General features: G+C 36.6%; 12 protein-coding genes, 1 rRNA gene and 2 riboswitches. Of the genes, 3 read left to right on the forward strand and 10 right to left on the reverse strand.

Annotation, left to right across the window (positions count from 1 at the left end; translation table 11 throughout):
* The 8 genes from SM124_RS22115 to SM124_RS22150 form a co-directional block, all read right to left on the reverse strand.
* Positions 1 to 98 (reverse strand): 16S ribosomal RNA (locus tag SM124_RS22115); the annotation flags it as partial.
* A gap of 353 nt (positions 99 to 451) precedes the next feature.
* Positions 452 to 2521, reverse strand: a complete 2070-nt coding sequence (gene ptsG / locus SM124_RS22120; protein ID WP_322448686.1) for a glucose-specific PTS transporter subunit IIBC — start codon at positions 2519 to 2521, stop codon at positions 452 to 454.
* A 299-nt stretch (positions 2522 to 2820) separates the two neighbouring features.
* Positions 2821 to 3663: a glucose PTS transporter transcription antiterminator GlcT gene (glcT, locus tag SM124_RS22125; protein ID WP_322448687.1), complete on the reverse strand. Its 843-nt coding sequence runs from the start codon at positions 3661 to 3663 to the stop codon at positions 2821 to 2823.
* 167 nt (positions 3664 to 3830) lie between these two features.
* Positions 3831 to 5159 carry an NCS2 family permease gene (locus SM124_RS22130; protein WP_322448688.1) on the reverse strand — a complete coding sequence of 443 codons (1329 nt, stop codon included), beginning with the start codon at positions 5157 to 5159 and terminating at the stop codon, positions 3831 to 3833.
* Between the two features lie 110 nt (positions 5160 to 5269).
* Positions 5270 to 5371: riboswitch (purine riboswitch) on the reverse strand.
* 93 nt (positions 5372 to 5464) lie between these two features.
* Positions 5465 to 7018 (reverse strand): glutamine-hydrolyzing GMP synthase, encoded by a 1554-nt coding sequence (guaA, locus tag SM124_RS22135; protein WP_322448689.1) that lies wholly within the window; start codon positions 7016 to 7018, stop codon positions 5465 to 5467.
* 186 nt (positions 7019 to 7204) lie between these two features.
* A riboswitch (purine riboswitch) is annotated at positions 7205 to 7306 on the reverse strand.
* A 90-nt stretch (positions 7307 to 7396) separates the two neighbouring features.
* A complete protein-coding gene (locus SM124_RS22140; RefSeq protein WP_322448690.1) occupies positions 7397 to 9589 on the reverse strand; it encodes a DUF4129 domain-containing transglutaminase family protein in 2193 nt (730 codons plus the stop codon).
* On the reverse strand, positions 9586 to 10800 hold the full coding sequence (locus tag SM124_RS22145; RefSeq protein ID WP_322448691.1) for a DUF58 domain-containing protein: 1215 nt from the start codon (positions 10798 to 10800) through the stop codon (positions 9586 to 9588). Before SM124_RS22145 ends, SM124_RS22140 begins: the two co-directional genes overlap by 4 nt.
* Position 10801: 1 nt before the next feature.
* Positions 10802 to 11758, reverse strand: a complete 957-nt coding sequence (locus SM124_RS22150) for an AAA family ATPase (protein ID WP_322448692.1) — start codon at positions 11756 to 11758, stop codon at positions 10802 to 10804.
* 457 nt (positions 11759 to 12215) lie between these two features.
* Between SM124_RS22150 and mdxK the strand changes: the two genes are divergently transcribed.
* From mdxK to SM124_RS22165, 3 genes are all read left to right on the forward strand, one after another.
* Positions 12216 to 14525, forward strand: a complete 2310-nt coding sequence (gene mdxK, locus SM124_RS22155; protein ID WP_322448693.1) for a maltose phosphorylase MdxK — start codon at positions 12216 to 12218, stop codon at positions 14523 to 14525.
* Between the two features lie 13 nt (positions 14526 to 14538).
* A complete protein-coding gene (pgmB, locus tag SM124_RS22160; RefSeq protein ID WP_322448694.1) occupies positions 14539 to 15210 on the forward strand; it encodes a beta-phosphoglucomutase in 672 nt (223 codons plus the stop codon).
* Positions 15211 to 15328: 118 nt separating this feature from the next.
* On the forward strand, positions 15329 to 15859 hold the full coding sequence (locus SM124_RS22165; protein WP_322448695.1) for an STM3941 family protein: 531 nt from the start codon (positions 15329 to 15331) through the stop codon (positions 15857 to 15859).
* 41 nt (positions 15860 to 15900) lie between these two features.
* Here the strand turns inward: SM124_RS22165 and SM124_RS22170 are convergent, their stop codons facing one another.
* Together SM124_RS22170 and SM124_RS22175 are read right to left on the reverse strand one after the other, a co-directional pair.
* Positions 15901 to 17268 (reverse strand): vWA domain-containing protein, encoded by a 1368-nt coding sequence (locus SM124_RS22170; protein ID WP_322448696.1) that lies wholly within the window; start codon positions 17266 to 17268, stop codon positions 15901 to 15903.
* 24 nt (positions 17269 to 17292) lie between these two features.
* Positions 17293 to 17847: a hypothetical protein gene (locus tag SM124_RS22175; RefSeq protein WP_322448697.1), complete on the reverse strand. Its 555-nt coding sequence runs from the start codon at positions 17845 to 17847 to the stop codon at positions 17293 to 17295.
* Positions 17848 to 17895 lie beyond the last annotated feature (48 nt).

Below are 17895 nucleotides of genomic sequence, written 5' to 3' on the forward strand. Positions count from 1 at the left end.
CTAAGTTTCAAAAGCAAGCTTTTAAAACTTCGCTCGACTTGCATGTATTAGGCACGCCGCCAGCGTTCGTCCTGAGCCAGGATCAAACTCTCCAATAAAGAGTAAGATTTAGCTCTTAAAAAAATAATAATAGATTAACGTTGACGTATGATTCGTTCAGTTTTCAAAGAACAAGTATCAATCGCTCAAAAGCGACTTTATTAATATATCACTGATATTATCTCTCGTCAATTACTTTTTCGTTAGTGGCGAGGCAATTAACTGTATCAGCGACTGTTTTAATATAATATCATCTCCCTAAATTTGAGTCAACACGACGAACCTAGGTATATAATTCCAATATTATTTTACAAACAACATCAATAATACAAGACTCTTTCACACACACAACTATTTGTTTAACTTAAAAGCCAACTTCATTCGAAGTTGGCTCTGTTTCTTCTATATAATATTACCCTTTTATAAAACGGATAATATCTTCATCGTTGCGATTAACATTCCCCGGCTTATTAATGACAACTTGTTCACCAGGAGATAAGTTAGTAAATACAATAGGCGTCATAATGGAAGTTGCATTTTGATTAATAAAGTCTAAATCGAAGTTTAGTAAAGTTTGGCCTTTTTCAACACGGTCATTCTCTTTTACTAATGCTTCGAATCCTTGACCTTTTAGATTAACCGTATCAATACCAACATGTATCAAAATCTCACGACCAGAATCTGAAAGAATTCCTATTGCGTGTTTTGTTGGGAATAGGTTGACGATTTTCCCATTGACTGGAGATACAACTGTTCCTTCTGATGGAACAATAGCAAATCCATCACCCATCATTTTACCTGAGAAAACGGCATCTGGAACTTCTGTTATCGGCTTAATTTCACCAGCAATTGGGGAAACAAACACATCCTGTCCACTGTTATCAGTTTGTAAAGCTTCTGGATTGATTTCTTCAATCTGTTGTTCAACCCCTTTTTGAGGAGTTTTATCAACAGCCATCGGCCTTTTACCAGCAATAATATCTTTCATTTGACCTTTTATCGTTTCAGAACGAGGTCCGAATATAGCTTGAATATTATTTCCAACTTCAAGCACTCCAGCTGCACCTAGTTGTTTTAATTTATTTTTATCTACGTTATTAATATCGTTAACTGTAACTCGAAGACGCGTGATACAAGCATCTAAGTTAGAGATATTTTCTTTTCCACCCATTGCCGCAAGAATATTATATGGTAAATCCCCAGCTGCACCTGTTTGTGTATTGCCTTCTTGTTGAGCCTCTACATCCTCGCGACCTGGTGTTTTAAGATTGAATTTACGAATCGCAAAGCGGAATCCAAAATAGTAGATGACAGAAAACACTAAACCAACGGGAATAACGATCCAAGCATTTGTTTGCGGATTAATTAACCCGAATAAAATGTAGTCAATTAAACCACCCGAGAATGTCATACCAATTTTAACGTCTAATAAATGCATCGTCATAAAAGACAGACCCGCAAAGACTGTATGGATAGCAAAAAGAATTGGAGCTACAAATAAGAATGAGAATTCAATAGGTTCTGTAATCCCTGTTAAAAATGATGTTAAAGCCGCTGAAGCCATTAGTCCACCGACGATAACTTTCCTTTCTGGACGTGCTTCATGATAGATAGCTAAAGCTGCTGCCGGTAAACCAAACATCATGAATGGGAATTTACCAGTCATAAATGTACCTGCAGTTAAGTCTTGAACATTATCACGAATCTGAGCCATAAAAATACGTTGGTCACCACGAACCAATTCGCCAGCTTTATTTACATATTCACCAAACTCATACCAGAATGGAGAGTAGAAAATGTGATGTAATCCAAAAGGAATTAATGCACGTTCAACTACTCCAAAGATAAATGCAGAAATTGTTAAGTTTGCATGTACCATGTTATGAGAAACAGCATTTAAACCATTTTGAATTGGAGGCCAGATGATTAACATAAGTAATCCAAGGACAACCGCTGTTGCTGCTGTAATAATTGGAACAAAACGTTTACCTGCAAAGAAACCTAAGTACGATGGTAACTCAATTTCATAAAATCTGTTGTACAAGGCAGCAGCGATAATACCCACGATAATACCACCGAATACCCCAGTTTGAAGTGTAGGTACCCCTAGTACATTTGCATAGCTGAGTCCATTAACATCCTCAGGTGTTAGACCAAGCGCTGTCCCCATCGTTACATTCATAATTAAATAACCTATGATCGCTGCTAACCCGGCAACACCGTCTCCTCCTGCTAAACCAACGGCAACCCCGACAGCAAATAGTACTGGTAAGTTACCAAAAACAATATCACCAGCATTTTGCATAACAGCGGCAACCATTTCAACTCCGCTATTATTTAAAAATGGGGCTAGTTCTAATAAAGCTGGGTTTCTTAAGGCAGCCCCTAGAGCTAGTAATATCCCTGCTGCTGGTAATAACGCAACAGGCAGCATGAGTGCTCTACCTACTTTTTGCAGAACACCAAAAGCATTTTTAAACATAAACATCCTCCTATTTAGGTTTGATTTTTCAGCCCATCAAGCCATTCAACGAGCATTTCAAAAAAATAAAAAAGGCATGAGTAGAAAAAATAACTAAAATAAAGATTCACAGGGTTAGCATACCCAATAAACTCCATTTCAATTATCTTTCTTCACTCATGCCTAATCGAATTAGTAACACGTAAATAAAAGATGATTATACCTATAATTTTTTTGCCGATTTCGTAATAAAAGTCGTTTACGAAAAAGTCTATTTTCTAATGCAATGGTTTTATACAAGGATTATATGTAGTAGAAAGCTATTTAACTTTCTTCTGCAATCTCTGTAAGTGCATAGTTAAATACACAGCCTCTGCATCAAATACTTGTTTCTTTAATGCTTGTTGCATAATCTTAATGAGCTTCCACGACAGAGTATAACATAAAGGATATTCCTCCTTCAACATTGACGTTATCTTTTCTGGTTCGTTCACTTTTTCTCCACATTTTACTCTTTCAATCGCAAACCTTAAATGGCGGACTAGTCGCATATAGTCGACACTTTCCTTATCTATTTTAATGTCAAGTTGCTCTTCAATGGTATTGATTAACTGAGTCACCAACTGTGAATGTTGATTGACTTCATTTAAGTTACGGTTATTAACGGCACTATGGATATGGAGTGCAATAAAACCTATCTCTCCGGGAGGCAAGTAAATTCCTGTTTTATTATTTATTAAATCCACTACCTCTTTCGCAATCTCATAATCGGATGGGTAGAGTGCCTTTGTTTCAATCAGGAATGGATTTTTCATTTCCATTCCATTAGAAAGACGATTGATAGCAAACATTAAATGATCTGTTAAAGCAACATGTATATGTTCATTAAGGGTTGAATGGGTTCTATCTTTTATTAATTGAATGGAGGCAATGATAGTTTCTTGCAAATCATTATCGATAAAAGGAAGTAACTTAATGTAGTTCTCTTGTTCCTTCTCACTTTTTAAGACAAATATTTTTTCCCCTACCGAGCGATCAATAACATCTCCGGGTTTACGATTAAAGCCTATCCCCTTACCAATTAGAACAACCTCGCCATAAGTTTCGTGCACTCCGGTTAATACATTGTTATTAAGAGCTTTTTTTACAGTAATTTGATCCATACATTTTCCTCTATCCCGACAAATTTCGACTCTTATTCGTATATGTTATATAAAACGGCTACCTCAAGTCAACGTAGATAATAATCTTATGCTTACTGAAAATATACCCATTTTTAACATAAAAGAACCACACCATAGATATATGATGTGGTCCTTTAATCGTCTAATTAGTGTAAGAAAATAAAGTACAGAACAAAGATAACAAACAAGATATACATAATCGGATGAATTTCTTTCGTACGGCCTTTTACAATCATAGTAATTGGGTAGAAGATGAATCCAATCGCGATACCTGTAGCTATACTATATGTTAATGGCATTGAGATTATAGTTAAGAAAGCTGGTACGGCAACTTCAAATTTTGTCCACTCAATATTACCTAAAGCTGAAACCATTAACACCCCAACAATGATTAAAGCTGGTGCTGTTACTGGAGCTGTAATTACTTCTAATAACGGGAAGAAGAAGATAGACAATAAGAAGAATCCTGCTGTTACTACTGCTGCAAAACCTGATCTTGCACCCGCTGCAACCCCTGATGATGATTCAATATAAGAAGTAGTAGTTGAAGTACCTAAGATCGCACCTGCAACCGTTGCACATGAATCAGCAAATAGTGCTTTACCTGCTCTTGGAAGAACTTTACCCTTCATTAAACCAGCTTGATTAGCTACAGCCACTAATGTTCCAGCTGTGTCAAAGAAATCTACAAACAAGAAAGTTAGGACTACAACAAGCATTTGAGTTGTATAGAATGAGCTATCACCAAATGCTCCGAACGCTGCTCCAAATGTTGGTTCAAGACTCGGAACGGCTCCTACTACTTTGCTTGGTGCATCAATTAATCCAAAAATCATACCAACGATAGCCGTAACGACCATACCAATAAAAATACCAGCGTTAAAACCACGAGTCATTAGAATAACAGTTACTATAATTCCGAAAATCGCTAGTAATACTGGACCTTGAGTTAAATCCCCTAATCCTACAAGCACTGCATCATTATTAACAATAATACCTGCATTTTGAAAACCTAAAAATGTAATGAAAAGTCCAATACCTGCTGCAACTGCATATTTTAATTCTGATGGAATAGAGTTGATAACTTTTTCACGAAGACCTGTTAACGTTAATAAAATAAAGATTAATCCCGATACTAATACCCCACCTAAAGCGTTCTGCCATGGAATACCCATTGTTAAAACAACTGTGTAAGCAAAGAATGCATTTAATCCCATACCCGGTGCAAGGGCGATTGGATATTTGGCTATAATCCCCATGAACAATGAACCGATTGCAGCTGCGATTGCTGTAGCTACGAAAACAGCACCATAATCCATTCTCATTGCATCTGGCAAATCCGGTATATTTTGTAATGAAAGAGTAATAGGATTAACTACTAAAATATAAGCCATTGCTAAAAACGTAGTTAAACCTCCGATAAACTCACGACGATAATTTGTTCCAAGTTCTTCAAACTGGAAAAACTTCTTCATAATTACTTCCTCCTAAAATAAAAATGAATAATAAATGCAAAAAACGTTCCATTTCTACCGGAACGTTGACAGGAAGTTAGTGATATGTACGGTGATTTAAATAAAATTCACCCAAATATCTCATACTTCGTAGTCAAGCTATTTACGGTAGCTCGGTAGAGACTTTCGGGCCATATCCCCGATATTATACGACGTAAATCGACAAATATTCTGTTCTTTTTCATTTTAGCAAGCAATGTTAAAATCGTCAATAGAAAAAACGAACATTTTTAAAATGTTCGTTTTTAATGTTCGTGTTTAACTTATTATTCCCACTCAATCGTTGCTGGCGGCTTACTTGTGATGTCATAAACCACACGATTCACGTGTTTTACTTCGTTTACAATTCTAGTAGAGATTTTCTCAAGTACATCCCAAGGAATTCTTGCCCAGTCAGATGTCATCCCATCAATAGACGTTACTGCTCTAATTCCTATCGTATAATCATATGTACGAGCATCTCCCATTACTCCAACACTACGAATATCAGGTAGAACTGTGAAGTATTGCCAGATATCACGATCTAGCCCTGCATTCTTAATCTCTTGACGTAAAATTGCATCCGATTCTCTAACAATTTCTAACTTATCTTCAGAAATTTCTCCAAGTACACGAATACCTAATCCTGGGCCTGGGAATGGTTGTCTCCACACAATTTCATCTGGAATTCCTAGTTCCGTACCTAACGCACGTACCTCATCTTTAAATAACGTATTTAATGGCTCAATTAACGTAAATTGCATATCTTCAGGTAAACCACCTACGTTATGGTGAGATTTAATCGTTTGTGCTGTTGCTGTTCCACTCTCAATAATATCTGTATATAAAGTACCTTGTGCTAAGAAATCAATTCCTTCTAATCTAGAAGCCTCATCGTCAAATACATAGATGAACTCGTTACCGATAATTTTACGCTTTTGCTCTGGATCACTTACACCTTTAAGCTTATTTAAGAAACGATCTTTTGCATCTACTTTAATAACATTCATATTAAAGCCTTCAGTAAAAGTCTTCATTACACTCTCAGCTTCATTTTTACGTAATAGACCATGGTCTACGAAAATACAAGTTAATTGATCACCGATTGCTTTGTGGATTAAAACAGCAACAACAGATGAATCTACCCCACCGCTAAGAGCACAAAGAACTTTTTTGTTTCCAACAGTTTGACGGATTTTCTCCATTTCGATTTCAATGAAGTTCTCCATTGACCAATTGCCTTTACATTCACACACATTGAAAACAAAGTTCTTTAATAATTCATTTCCGTAAACGGAGTGACGAACTTCTGGATGGAATTGTACAGCGTATAAGCTACGAGATTCATCACTCATGGCTGAAATTGGGCAGGAAGGACTCGTTGCATCCACATTAAATCCTTCTGGAGCTTTAACAACTAAGTCACCATGGCTCATCCAAACAATTTGCTCAGTTGGAAGGTTCCCAAATAGTCTAGTTTCGTTTTGGACGTTAATAGCTGCTTTACCATATTCACGGTGCTCTGCAGGCTCAACTGAACCTTTAAAATGAGTCGTCATTAATTGCATTCCGTAGCAGATACCTAGAACAGGAATACCTAAGTCAAAGATACCTTCATCACATCTAAAGGAATTTTCATCATATACACTATTAGGTCCACCTGATAAAATAATCCCTTTTGCATTCATATTTTTGATTTCTTCAGCTGTCACTGTGTGAGGGTGTAACTCACTATATACACCAAACTCACGAATTCTTCTTGTAATTAATTGATTGTACTGACTTCCAAAGTCTAATACTACTACGATTTCTTGATTTTGAAGCTCTGTCTTTCCTGTCATCCTAGTCACCCCATCAATAGTCTATTTCTTTATTATTTCTTAAACTTGCATGATGTATCAAAATATCCTCGGAAGACTTTATATCATTCTATAAAGGATATAAAAAAAACTAGAATCCCCATCACCAAAAAAGGGTGAAGGCAGGATTCTAGTTTTTTGGTTACTATAAAATAATGTAAACCAAGTGATAGAATGTTCTGCCTTCATAGTCAGGTCATTTACGGCGACCCGGTAGAGACTCTCGAACCCTATCTTCGAGGATATATGAAGGTAAATATATACAGCCATTTCCTTAGTCTAAAGAACATTTTTAACAGAATAAGAAAACAGCAAAAATAATGATGTTGTGAACATTGTATCAACTTGTCGAATTTCAGGTCAAGCAGTTGTCTTTTTAATTAAATTTTCCCACAATTTCTTATTATCTTTCCAGCTACCCTCAGGTAGGGTCCCTTTGTACAAATACCTCTCATAATGAGCTGTTAGGTCACCCATATCCTTAGTGGAGAAAAAGGAATCAATGTAGCGTGAATATTCTCTCAATGTTTGATTCTCTTTTCTCTTTAGCCCATAACGATTCAACTGTTTTAATAACACTAAATAAGCATTCTCCAGTTCTTCATCTTTATGTTTAAACGAGTACCTAAATAGTAAATACCTTGGGAACCAACGAAGACGGTACTTATAAAGAAGCAAAGCAATAACACCTAATAACAGCACTATAAAAACTACTGTCTTCCATTTCTTAACGAAGATTTCTTTTATTTTTGCCTTTAAATCACTGAAAGAGAATGAAGAGTCTGCTGTGTTCATCTCATCTTTTGGCTTTTCTGGTTCCTCAACTTCTGGTTTTTCCTCTTTCTCAGGAACTTCTGTATTATTTTGTTGCCCATCAGTTGTGTCATAATTGAATATCACATTATTATCAAACCCTTGAGTAGGTTCAAACGGTACCCATCCTACTTCCGGGAAAAATACTTCTACCCAAGAGTGAGCATTATTGTTTGTAATATTAAATGCCTTTTTATCCTCTGGAGCTGCACCAATAAACTCACCTTCTGTATACCCTTTAACCCATCTACTTGGGATGCCTAAAGTTCTTAGCATAACGGCCATGGAGCTTGAGTAGTTATCACAATAGCCTCGCTTAGATTCGAATAAAAACTGATCAACATAGTCATCTTGTGGACCAGGGACAAGAACGTTTACTTGATCATAGTAGTATTCCGACCTACCAAAATACCTTTCTATTGCTCTCGCTTTGTCAAACCAAGTATTCTTTCCTTCAGTAATTTCAACCGCTAAATCTTTAACACGTTCTGGTAAATTTTCTGGAAGGCTCGTATAACGCTCAATAAACCTCTGCTCTAGATCGGTATCTTCTACATTCTTCGTAGCTAACATCGCTTTCACACTAAAACTAGGTTTCTTGAAATTTAGTGTGAATCCATCTAATGATTCTTGGGAGTAGATTTTTTCCGTAACAGGCTCCAGATCAAAATATTCGCCAGCTTGTGCCGTTACGCTTTGTACCCCTAACGGATAAATAATATGAGGATACTTTTTCTCCACAAATACATGGCTGAGCATATCCTTTTCTTCTCGAACATCTCTATATGTTGGGATAGGCACCTCAGCTTCCTGATTAAAAGATACCCTTTGTCCTTCACCTGATGCTACCCAGCCCTTCCCTGTGTAAACATCTTTTGTTTCTACCTTCCAATAATGCAATTCATCAACCTCAGTACGGTAGACTACTTGGTCATCCCCCATAAAAGGTCCACCAAGCCTCGAATCATCTGCTCCGTATCCCACTCGACCACCCATAGCGGTCCCATCATTCCCACTGTTTGTAGAATAGGACTTAATGAAAGGCACTGGATCTGGCCAAATAGGATCTGCTTTTGGAGCGTTATATCCAACAAGAACACTGAGGGTAATCATGATAACTAGCGGAACCATCCACTTTCTAGAAAAGGAAAATTCCTTCTTAATCTTCTCCCTATCTAATATTCGATAGAAGGTTAACATTCCCATTACAGCAAATCCTGTAACAACCGTTCGGACAATTGCTTGGGTTGCTTCATACGGAGTAAATGTATCAAGTACCGTAATGTACACTAAAGTCATAAAAAAGAAGATAAAGATTTGCCTACGATTAATTAACCAATATTGAATTAAATACGTCATTAACCAAAGTAATACAAAGAATAATAAAGTTTTAAACATGAAGCTTAAGCTTGACCAATCTGCTGTAAAAACAGCCGTCATGCTTGTTACAAAATCTCCTGTAAAAATGGAGAACCAGTTAAAAGAGAAAAATGAACCTTCTAGATATAGGTGATGTAGAAAGTACAAGATAAAAATAACTTTTATTAACACCGTGAAAATAAATCGCACACTAAAATAATACAGAGCAAATGAAATAACAAGGAAAGCTAGAAAAATCTTAATACCTTCTGTTTCAGTCAGTTGCTCTAGTGGACGTAACCACTCCCATAATAGGAAAAACCCGAATACATATAGAACTAAGTTAGAGAAGTCAAATTTTGATTCTGTATGTGATGTCACCCTCTATTCACCTCCGAGAATGCATCATTAAAGAGATGATCATGTACAAATATGACACGTATCCCTCTTGCTAATGCGGATGACTTGAGTGCAACTTCATCTTTACTTGGAGATTCACCATCCTGCTTCAAAAGAAAGATGGTGATGAAACCTTTTCTAGAAGCAAAAAATCCAGCCTTTTCTATTAGTGTTTTTGACAGTTGAGAAGTTACTAGCATAAGAGAAATACTCTGTTGGGACAAGAAAGTCTCTGATTCTAGCACTTTATCAAAGGTAACAGGGCAGTTATCTTTTACTTTAGCTAAATGGTAAAAGACCTTTTGTTGGTGAACTTCTCCCCCTCTAAAGGCAAAAGCCACTCTATCTTCACTTTGGGACATAAACCCAACTTGTGCACCTTTTCTTAATATAGCTCTTACAATAGAAGCAGTGAACGAAACAATGGCTTCAAACCGCTTTTCTGGAGCACAATCCATCAAAACAAACACATCGTGAGACTGACGTTGTTCGAATTCCTTTGTCATAATGTCATTTCGCTTAGCCGTCGCTTTCCAGTTGATCCAGGAAAACTTATCACCCGGCTGATATTCGCGGATTCCAATAGCCATAGATGTATCCCTCTGAACACGTTCTTTGGAAGCTGTCATCCCCTGGTCATAATGATTGGCAAACGGTCTATAGACGATATCCTCGTACGAAGGATAAACAATAATTCGATCATTTGTTTCAACAATATATTCCTTCTCAATTAAACCGAGAAGATCTCCTATTTTTACTCGGACTGATTGGAACTGATGCTCTCCCCTTGGAAGATCCTTAATTTCATAGCTAAAACCAAGGTCTCTTTTAAAATGTGGAACTAAGAACATTTTAGCCTTACCTTTTTTCGCAGCTATTAATTGGTCATTTAAACAATCTTCTATAATCACATAAAACAAAGGAAAGGAATGGCTTCTTCGGACATTGACTGTTACCTGAAGCCTTTCACCTGCATTGTAATCGGACTTTAAGAATACGCGCTGGACCGTCATATTTTTTAAAGAAACAAAGGATAATGCCAATCCATAAATCCCAAATGGCAAGAAGCTATAAAATAAAAACCAGCTTACAAATCCACCTTGAAACATAGCATAAGAAAAGGTAAGGAAAATTAAGAATAGGAGAACAATCAGTTTCCATATATTCTTTAAAGAAACTAATAGATTTCTCATTTTATTTCACAAGCCTTTGAACTGGGACAGGAACTCTCGCTATTACCCTTGATACAATCTCTTCTGCCGAAATCCCTTCAAACTTTGCTTCAGACTTCAAAATCATACGGTGGGCAAATACACTTGGCGCCAAATATTGAATGTCATCTGGCAATACATAATCCCTACCATACATAAATGCGTAGGCTTGAGCTGCTTTCATTAGAGCAATAGAACCACGAGGGCTTGCACCTAAATAAACACTGCCATGATTTCTCGTGCGATTAGCAATGTCTACAATATAACGTTTAATCGTATCATCAACGGAAACTTCTTTTACTTGTAACTGTAACTCTCTTAATTCATGTAAAGAGATAACAGATTCTAAGTCTTCAATAGGAGCCACACGCTGTGCACGGTTTAAAACTTCCATCTCTTCATCAATGTCTGGATAGCCCATTTTCATTTTTAACAAGAAGCGGTCTAATTGAGCCTCTGGTAAAGGATAAGTTCCTTCATACTCAATCGGGTTTTGTGTAGCCATTACAAAGAAAGGTTTGTCTAAATAATTGGTTACCCCATCAATCGTTACACTACTTTCTTCCATTCCCTCTAATAAGGCAGACTGCGTCTTAGGAGACGTTCGGTTAATTTCGTCTGCTAAAATAATATTTCCCATAATAGGGCCAGGTCTGAATTGGAACTCCATTTCCTTCGGGTTATAGATAGAAACACCTGTTACATCAGACGGCAGTAAATCAGGGGTAAACTGAATACGTCTAAATTGAGCACTCACAGACTTAGCAAGCGCACGAACCATCATGGTTTTCCCTACACCCGGTACGTCCTCTAATAGAACATGACCTTCAGCCAAAAGAGCAACTAAACTCAATTCAGCAACATTTCGTTTACCAATCATTACTTTTTCTATATTTTTTAGTATTCTTTCAATCGTTGGATTCATTTGATCGCGTGACATGTTTCTCCTCCTGTCTAGGTCTTGGGTATATTTGTTACGTTATAAACATCCTAACGCTAAAAATAATATATTTAAGATGAATATATGATAAATTAGATTCCAGCCTTTTACATATATTCGAGGTTTGTCGAAAAAATCCTGTAATATTTATATAACTTTGGAATAGAATTGGTAGTTTTTATATTTAATTAGTAAAGACTAAATAATGGGGAAACATAGTATAAGACGACTGAGTAGCGACGAATGTTACACTATTTTTTAAATGGAAAGAATTGAGTATTTCTGCAGAATAATGATGAAGAAAATACATAGGGATAAGTAATCGTAGACTCAAAGATTTTGTCAAAAACTTATAACAAATTCAAATGCTTTTTTTTGTGAAATCCTTTACAATAGAATTGTATCATAAATAAAATATTTTTTTGCTTATTCGCGCAAACGGTTGCACATTGAAAGGGTGAGTACTTTGAATAGATTATTTGAAGTAGATAAATGGAAAATTGTTGAGACTTCTTTACATAAGGAGGACTTCCGTTTAGCAGAGAGTATGACTAGCTTAGGAAATGGTCATATGGGGATGCGTGGGAATTTTGAAGAAACGTATAGTGGCGATTTTCACCGCGGTTCTTATGTAGCTGGGGTTTGGTTCCCTGATAAAACAAGAGTAGGCTGGTGGAAGAACGGATATCCCAATTATTTTGGTAAAGTAATTAATTCTACAAATTATATTGGAATAAAAGTATTAATAGATGGAACAGAACTTGATTTAAATCAAGTTGAAGTGAAAGAATACTACCGAGAATTAGATATGCAGCATGGTGTACTAACTAGAAGATTTACTATCATAGATGGTCAGAAAGAAACAGAAGTTGAAGTTGTTCGCTTCTTGTCAGTTGCGGAGCCTGAATTAGCGGTCATTAAATATTGTGTTACCGCTAAAAATTATTCTGGTGAAGTAACATTCACTCCATATTTAGATGGAGATGTACGAAATGAAGATTCTAACTATGATGAAGATTTCTGGTATGAGATTACACGTCAATCAAGTGACTATACTGGACATCTTGTCATGAAAACAAAAGATAATCCTTTTGGTACACCCACTTTCCAAGTCGCTACAACCATGAATGTAAAAGTAGAAGGTCAAGTAACAAAAGTGAGTCACCTTAATAAAGAAGAATACGTAGAAAATACGATTTCAGTTACGTTAACTGAAGGAACACCGGTTTCTCTTTATAAATATGTTGCCGTTACTACAGACCGTGATTACGCGGAAAGTGAACTGGTTGAAAAAGGGAACGATATCCTAAAGCGTTCAATAGAAAAAGGCTATGATGCCCTTTTATCAGAACACCGTAACGGGTGGTTAAGCCGCTGGGAAATTGCAGATGTTGAGATTCAAGGGGATGACGAAGCACAGCAAGGGATTCGTTTCAACTTGTTCCAGCTATTCTCCACTTACTACGGTGAAGATGCACGATTAAATATTGGTCCTAAAGGATTTACTGGTGAAAAATACGGAGGGGCAACTTACTGGGATACAGAAGCTTATGCTCTTCCACTATATTTATCAACGGCTAAACCTGAAGTTAGTAAAAACCTTCTAGTATACCGTCATAATCAACTGGAAGGTGCTTACTATAACGCTGCTCAGCAAGGACTTAAAGGTGCCCTATATCCAATGGTTACATTTAATGGGATAGAGAGCCATAACGAGTGGGAAATCACCTTTGAAGAAATTCACCGTAACGGTGCCATTGCTTATGCAGTTTATAACTATGTAAACTACACAGGTGATCGTGACTATCTAAATGAATATGGCCTTGATGTACTAACAGCCATCTCTAGATTCTGGGCTGATCGTGTTCATTTTAATAAGAAAAAGAATCAATATATGATGCATGGTGTAACAGGACCGAATGAGTATGAAAACAATGTTAACAATAACTGGTACACAAACCGTATCGCACAGTGGACATTACAGTACACGTTAGAAGTGATTAATTCCTTAAAAGCTTCTGGTCATGATGAAAAAATTGCTGGTCTATCCATTTCGGAAGAAGAAACAAATAAGTGGAAAGAAATTATTGAAAAAATGTATCTTCCATATGATGAAGAGCTACAAGTGTTCGTCCAACATGATACATTCCTTGATAAAGATTTAAAACCAGTGGATGAGCTTAGTCCGGAAGATCGCCCGTTAAACCAAAATTGGTCTTGGGATAAAATTTTACGTAGCTGCTTTATTAAACAAGCAGACGTTTTACAAGGATTATATTTCTTAAACCATGAATTCTCTGTGGAAGAAAAACAACGTAACTTTGATTTCTATGAGCCAATGACGGTACACGAGTCTTCTCTTTCTCCTTCCATCCATGCTATTTTAGCCGCTGAACTTGGTAAGGAAGAAAAAGCTTATGAAATGTATAACCGTACGGCTCGTCTAGACCTTGATAATTACAATAACGATACAGAAGATGGACTTCACATCACTAGTATGACAGGTGCTTGGCTAGGAATCGTCCAAGGCTTTGCAGGAATGAGAACCGCTCATGAGACACTATCATTTGCTCCATTCATTCCAGCTGCTTGGAATTCCTACTCATTTAACATTGTCTACCGTGATCATTTCATGAAAATCAATGTTTCAAAAGATGGAGTACGAATCACACAAGAAGGACCTGAACTATCCATGAAGCTTTACAATGAAGAAGTTACTCTTCAAGCTAACGGTGAATTGACGGTTCCATTAAAAAACCTAGCTTAAAAGGAGAAATAGCATGACTAAACCTCTTAACGCCTTTATATTTGACTTAGATGGGGTCATTACAGACACCGCTGAGTATCACTTTCTTGCTTGGCAAGCACTAGCAGAAGATATCGGCATTACTTTTACAAGAGAAGATAACGAAGAATTAAAAGGGATTTCCCGCATGGAATCACTTGAAAAAATATTAGAAATCGGTGGTCGTACAGGTGATTTTTCTAATGAAGAAAAGGAAGCTCTGGCCGCTAAAAAGAACGACCATTACTTAACCTTAATTCAAAAAATCAGCCCATCTGACATCCTACCTGGAATGAAGGAATTCATTTTTACTATTAAAGAAAAAGGACTGAAGTTAGGTCTTGCCTCTGCCAGTAAAAATGCTTTTACGGTCATGGAAGCACTAGGGTTAAAGGATGAGTTTGACATCATCGTTGATGCAAAGACGGTTATTAACGGAAAGCCGCATCCAGAAGTATTTTTAACAGCTGCTAAGCATCTAGGTGTTGATCCGGTTACTTGTATTGGAGTGGAAGATGCCGTAGCTGGAGTAGAAGCCATCAAAGGATCAAATATGTTTGCCGTTGCTATTGGTCCAAAGGAAGCTTTCCCAAAAGCTGATATGGTATATGAAAAGACGGAAGATGTATCATTTGATGAAATCGTAAGCAAGTTTCAACAATCATAATTAGTTAAGGTCATTAGGGGCGTTCAACCTAGTGGCCTTTTTCATGCTTTGTTACTGGGATATATAGACCTCCTGTTACATAACTATAGGTGTAGAAAAATAACTAAAGAGGTGTGATATGGAGAAACATTTCTATTTATCAAAGATAAAAATGGTTGGGGTTTTTATACTTATGATCCTCTTAACATTAGCAGTAGCCGTTATGATGGTAAGTATGGTTGTGTCTGAAGAAGGAATACCTATTGTTACGTTTCTGTTTCTAGGATTGATTTTTCTCTTATTTGCTTGGTGTACTTACTTTATTGGAAAGAAGCTTTTTAGTGATGAACCAAACGTTACGGTCAGTCCAAAAGGGATTACTCTTTACGGTACTCAAAATCCAGGTTTTATTGAATGGGACGATATTGATGGCTTTTTTCCTTACTTATATCAAAGAAATAGATTACTAGGTGTTATTTTAAAAGACGAGGAAAAATATATAGATAACCTTAGTTCAACCGGTAAAAGGTTGGCGAGAATGAATCAAAAAATGGGGTTTCCTTCATTTAATATATCCATGAACTTGTTAAAAGAGGAAAAGGCTTTTCTTGAAGCCCTTGCAGAAAATGAAGCTCCCTTTTTTATCGAAGGTGACAGTGAGAGTATGTAAAATGCGAAGGGGATAACCGCATATCGTTTATCCCCTTCCCTCTATTTTGTATTTTCTTGATACTTCTTTTCAAGTTCTTTTAGCGCTTCAGAGTAGCCTTTCTCATTCAACGCATGTAACTCTTTTTTAAATCTGGCAATTTCTGAATCTATCCAATTATGATAGTCAGTATTTTTCTGATATAGGTAATCATAGGATTCGGAGTCCATTTTCCCACCCCGCTTAAACGCGCTCAAAATTAAATCTATCTCCATATCTTCAAATGTAGCGTTATACTCTTCCTGTGTGATATACACAAAGATATCCAGGGAATTTGACACCTTTTTATAATCAATTTTTTTCTGATTCTGTTCCTTCCAATCCTTCCACATGTCGGCAATTTCCGCTATTTTATCTAACTCCCGTTTTAACTCACTTTCATCATTAACCCTTTGGTATATTCCTTCTGTCGCTTTAGCCATTTCTTTAAGTTGATTTTCCCCTTCACTATCTACATCAAAACCGATAATGTTGATAATGGGTGAGATATTTGAATCATATAATTCCTTGGCTGCACTTACCGGATCCCCACCACATGTTTCTACTCCATCACTGACAAGGTAGATGATATTGGTGTTTTCTGTACCATCATATTGAGATAAATCTTCTTTCGCTTCGTTTATAGCTAACTCAATAGGCGTCCATCCCGCTGGCTTTACTTTATCAAGAGAAGTTTGGAAACGTTCCTTGTTAAAGCCTGAGATGGAATAAAACAATTCACTACTTTCACAAGATAACTGCTTATCGGAATCGGAACCACTTCCTTTATGACCATAAACTCGTAGACCGATATTTGCCTCTTCGGGAAGTTGCTGGACAAAGGACATAATCGCATCTTTGGCACTATCCATCATTACTTTACCGTCAATTTTGTTTGCCATACTTCCACTTGCATCCAACAATATCTCTACATTTAACTGATCTTTAAATTGATACCGCTCGTCTTCCATTTCCGGATTACCTATTGATTGAAACTTTAATTGCTTGAAGGCTTCCTCCAGTCCTTTGAACTCCTTTTGTACTAATCTTACAAGCTCTCGATAAAAATGATCTAATTGTTGCTGGGTCGGGTTATTTGATATATCAGGCAAATCTTTAAATAACTCTAAAGTTGGACCTGGGTCACTTGGACTTGCAGAGTGATTAACAAACTTACCAATTGGCTGACTTGCTAGCTCCTCATATGTACTTGGCAAAGGTTCCGGAACAACTTCTTGCTCTTTTTGTTCTGTTTGCTTTTCTGCTGTTTCTTCACTCACTTTCCCCTCTTCTGCTTCTTGTTTTACACTTTTTGCATCTTCACTTTTAGAGCTACATGCAGTCAGCACGAGCATACATGTTAGCAGAAGAAAAAGTCTTTTTCTTAACACCCGAATCCCCTCCTACAGTAAACTTTATCCTTTAAACTTTGTAAATTTAGCGATAGATCCTTGAGCAAAAATAAGTATCCATATAGAGAATAGAAAAGAGAAAGTGGAATAGAACACTTCAGAATGTTCTCCCCATCTCTCTATCACTCTCTTTGTCGTAGGATAGTAACCTCCACCCCCTAAAAGGATTAAAACTAATGCAAATATCCAATAGCTTGCTCTATATTTCGTGTCCTCCTTGTTTCTACTAAATAAAATCCTAGCTATAGATTCTCTATACTTATAAGAAACAAAAGTTACTATTAAGAAAATCAAACTGGTTATTAAAGGAGAAATTTTTGTTAAGGCAGGATAGAGTAGATAAAGAGAGACAATAATCATTCCTATATAAGCTGACAATCCTCTTATTTTTCTAGAATGACTTGATTTTTTCGTCATATCCAAATAAATATTAAAACAGAAATAAGGTAGGATTGTTATTAAGACAAAGATAACACTATATACATCTTCACTTCCCCAAAATACCCACATTGAGAAAAATACGGGCAATAACGTAAAACTCGTAACTTTCTTAGACATATTTCCCTTCCTTTAGGTTGAAATGTTAAAATGCTCAGCTTTTTCTAA

The organism is Robertmurraya mangrovi, from assembly GCF_034427655.1.
Classification (GTDB): Bacteria; Bacillota; Bacilli; order Bacillales; family Cytobacillaceae; genus Robertmurraya_A; species Robertmurraya_A mangrovi.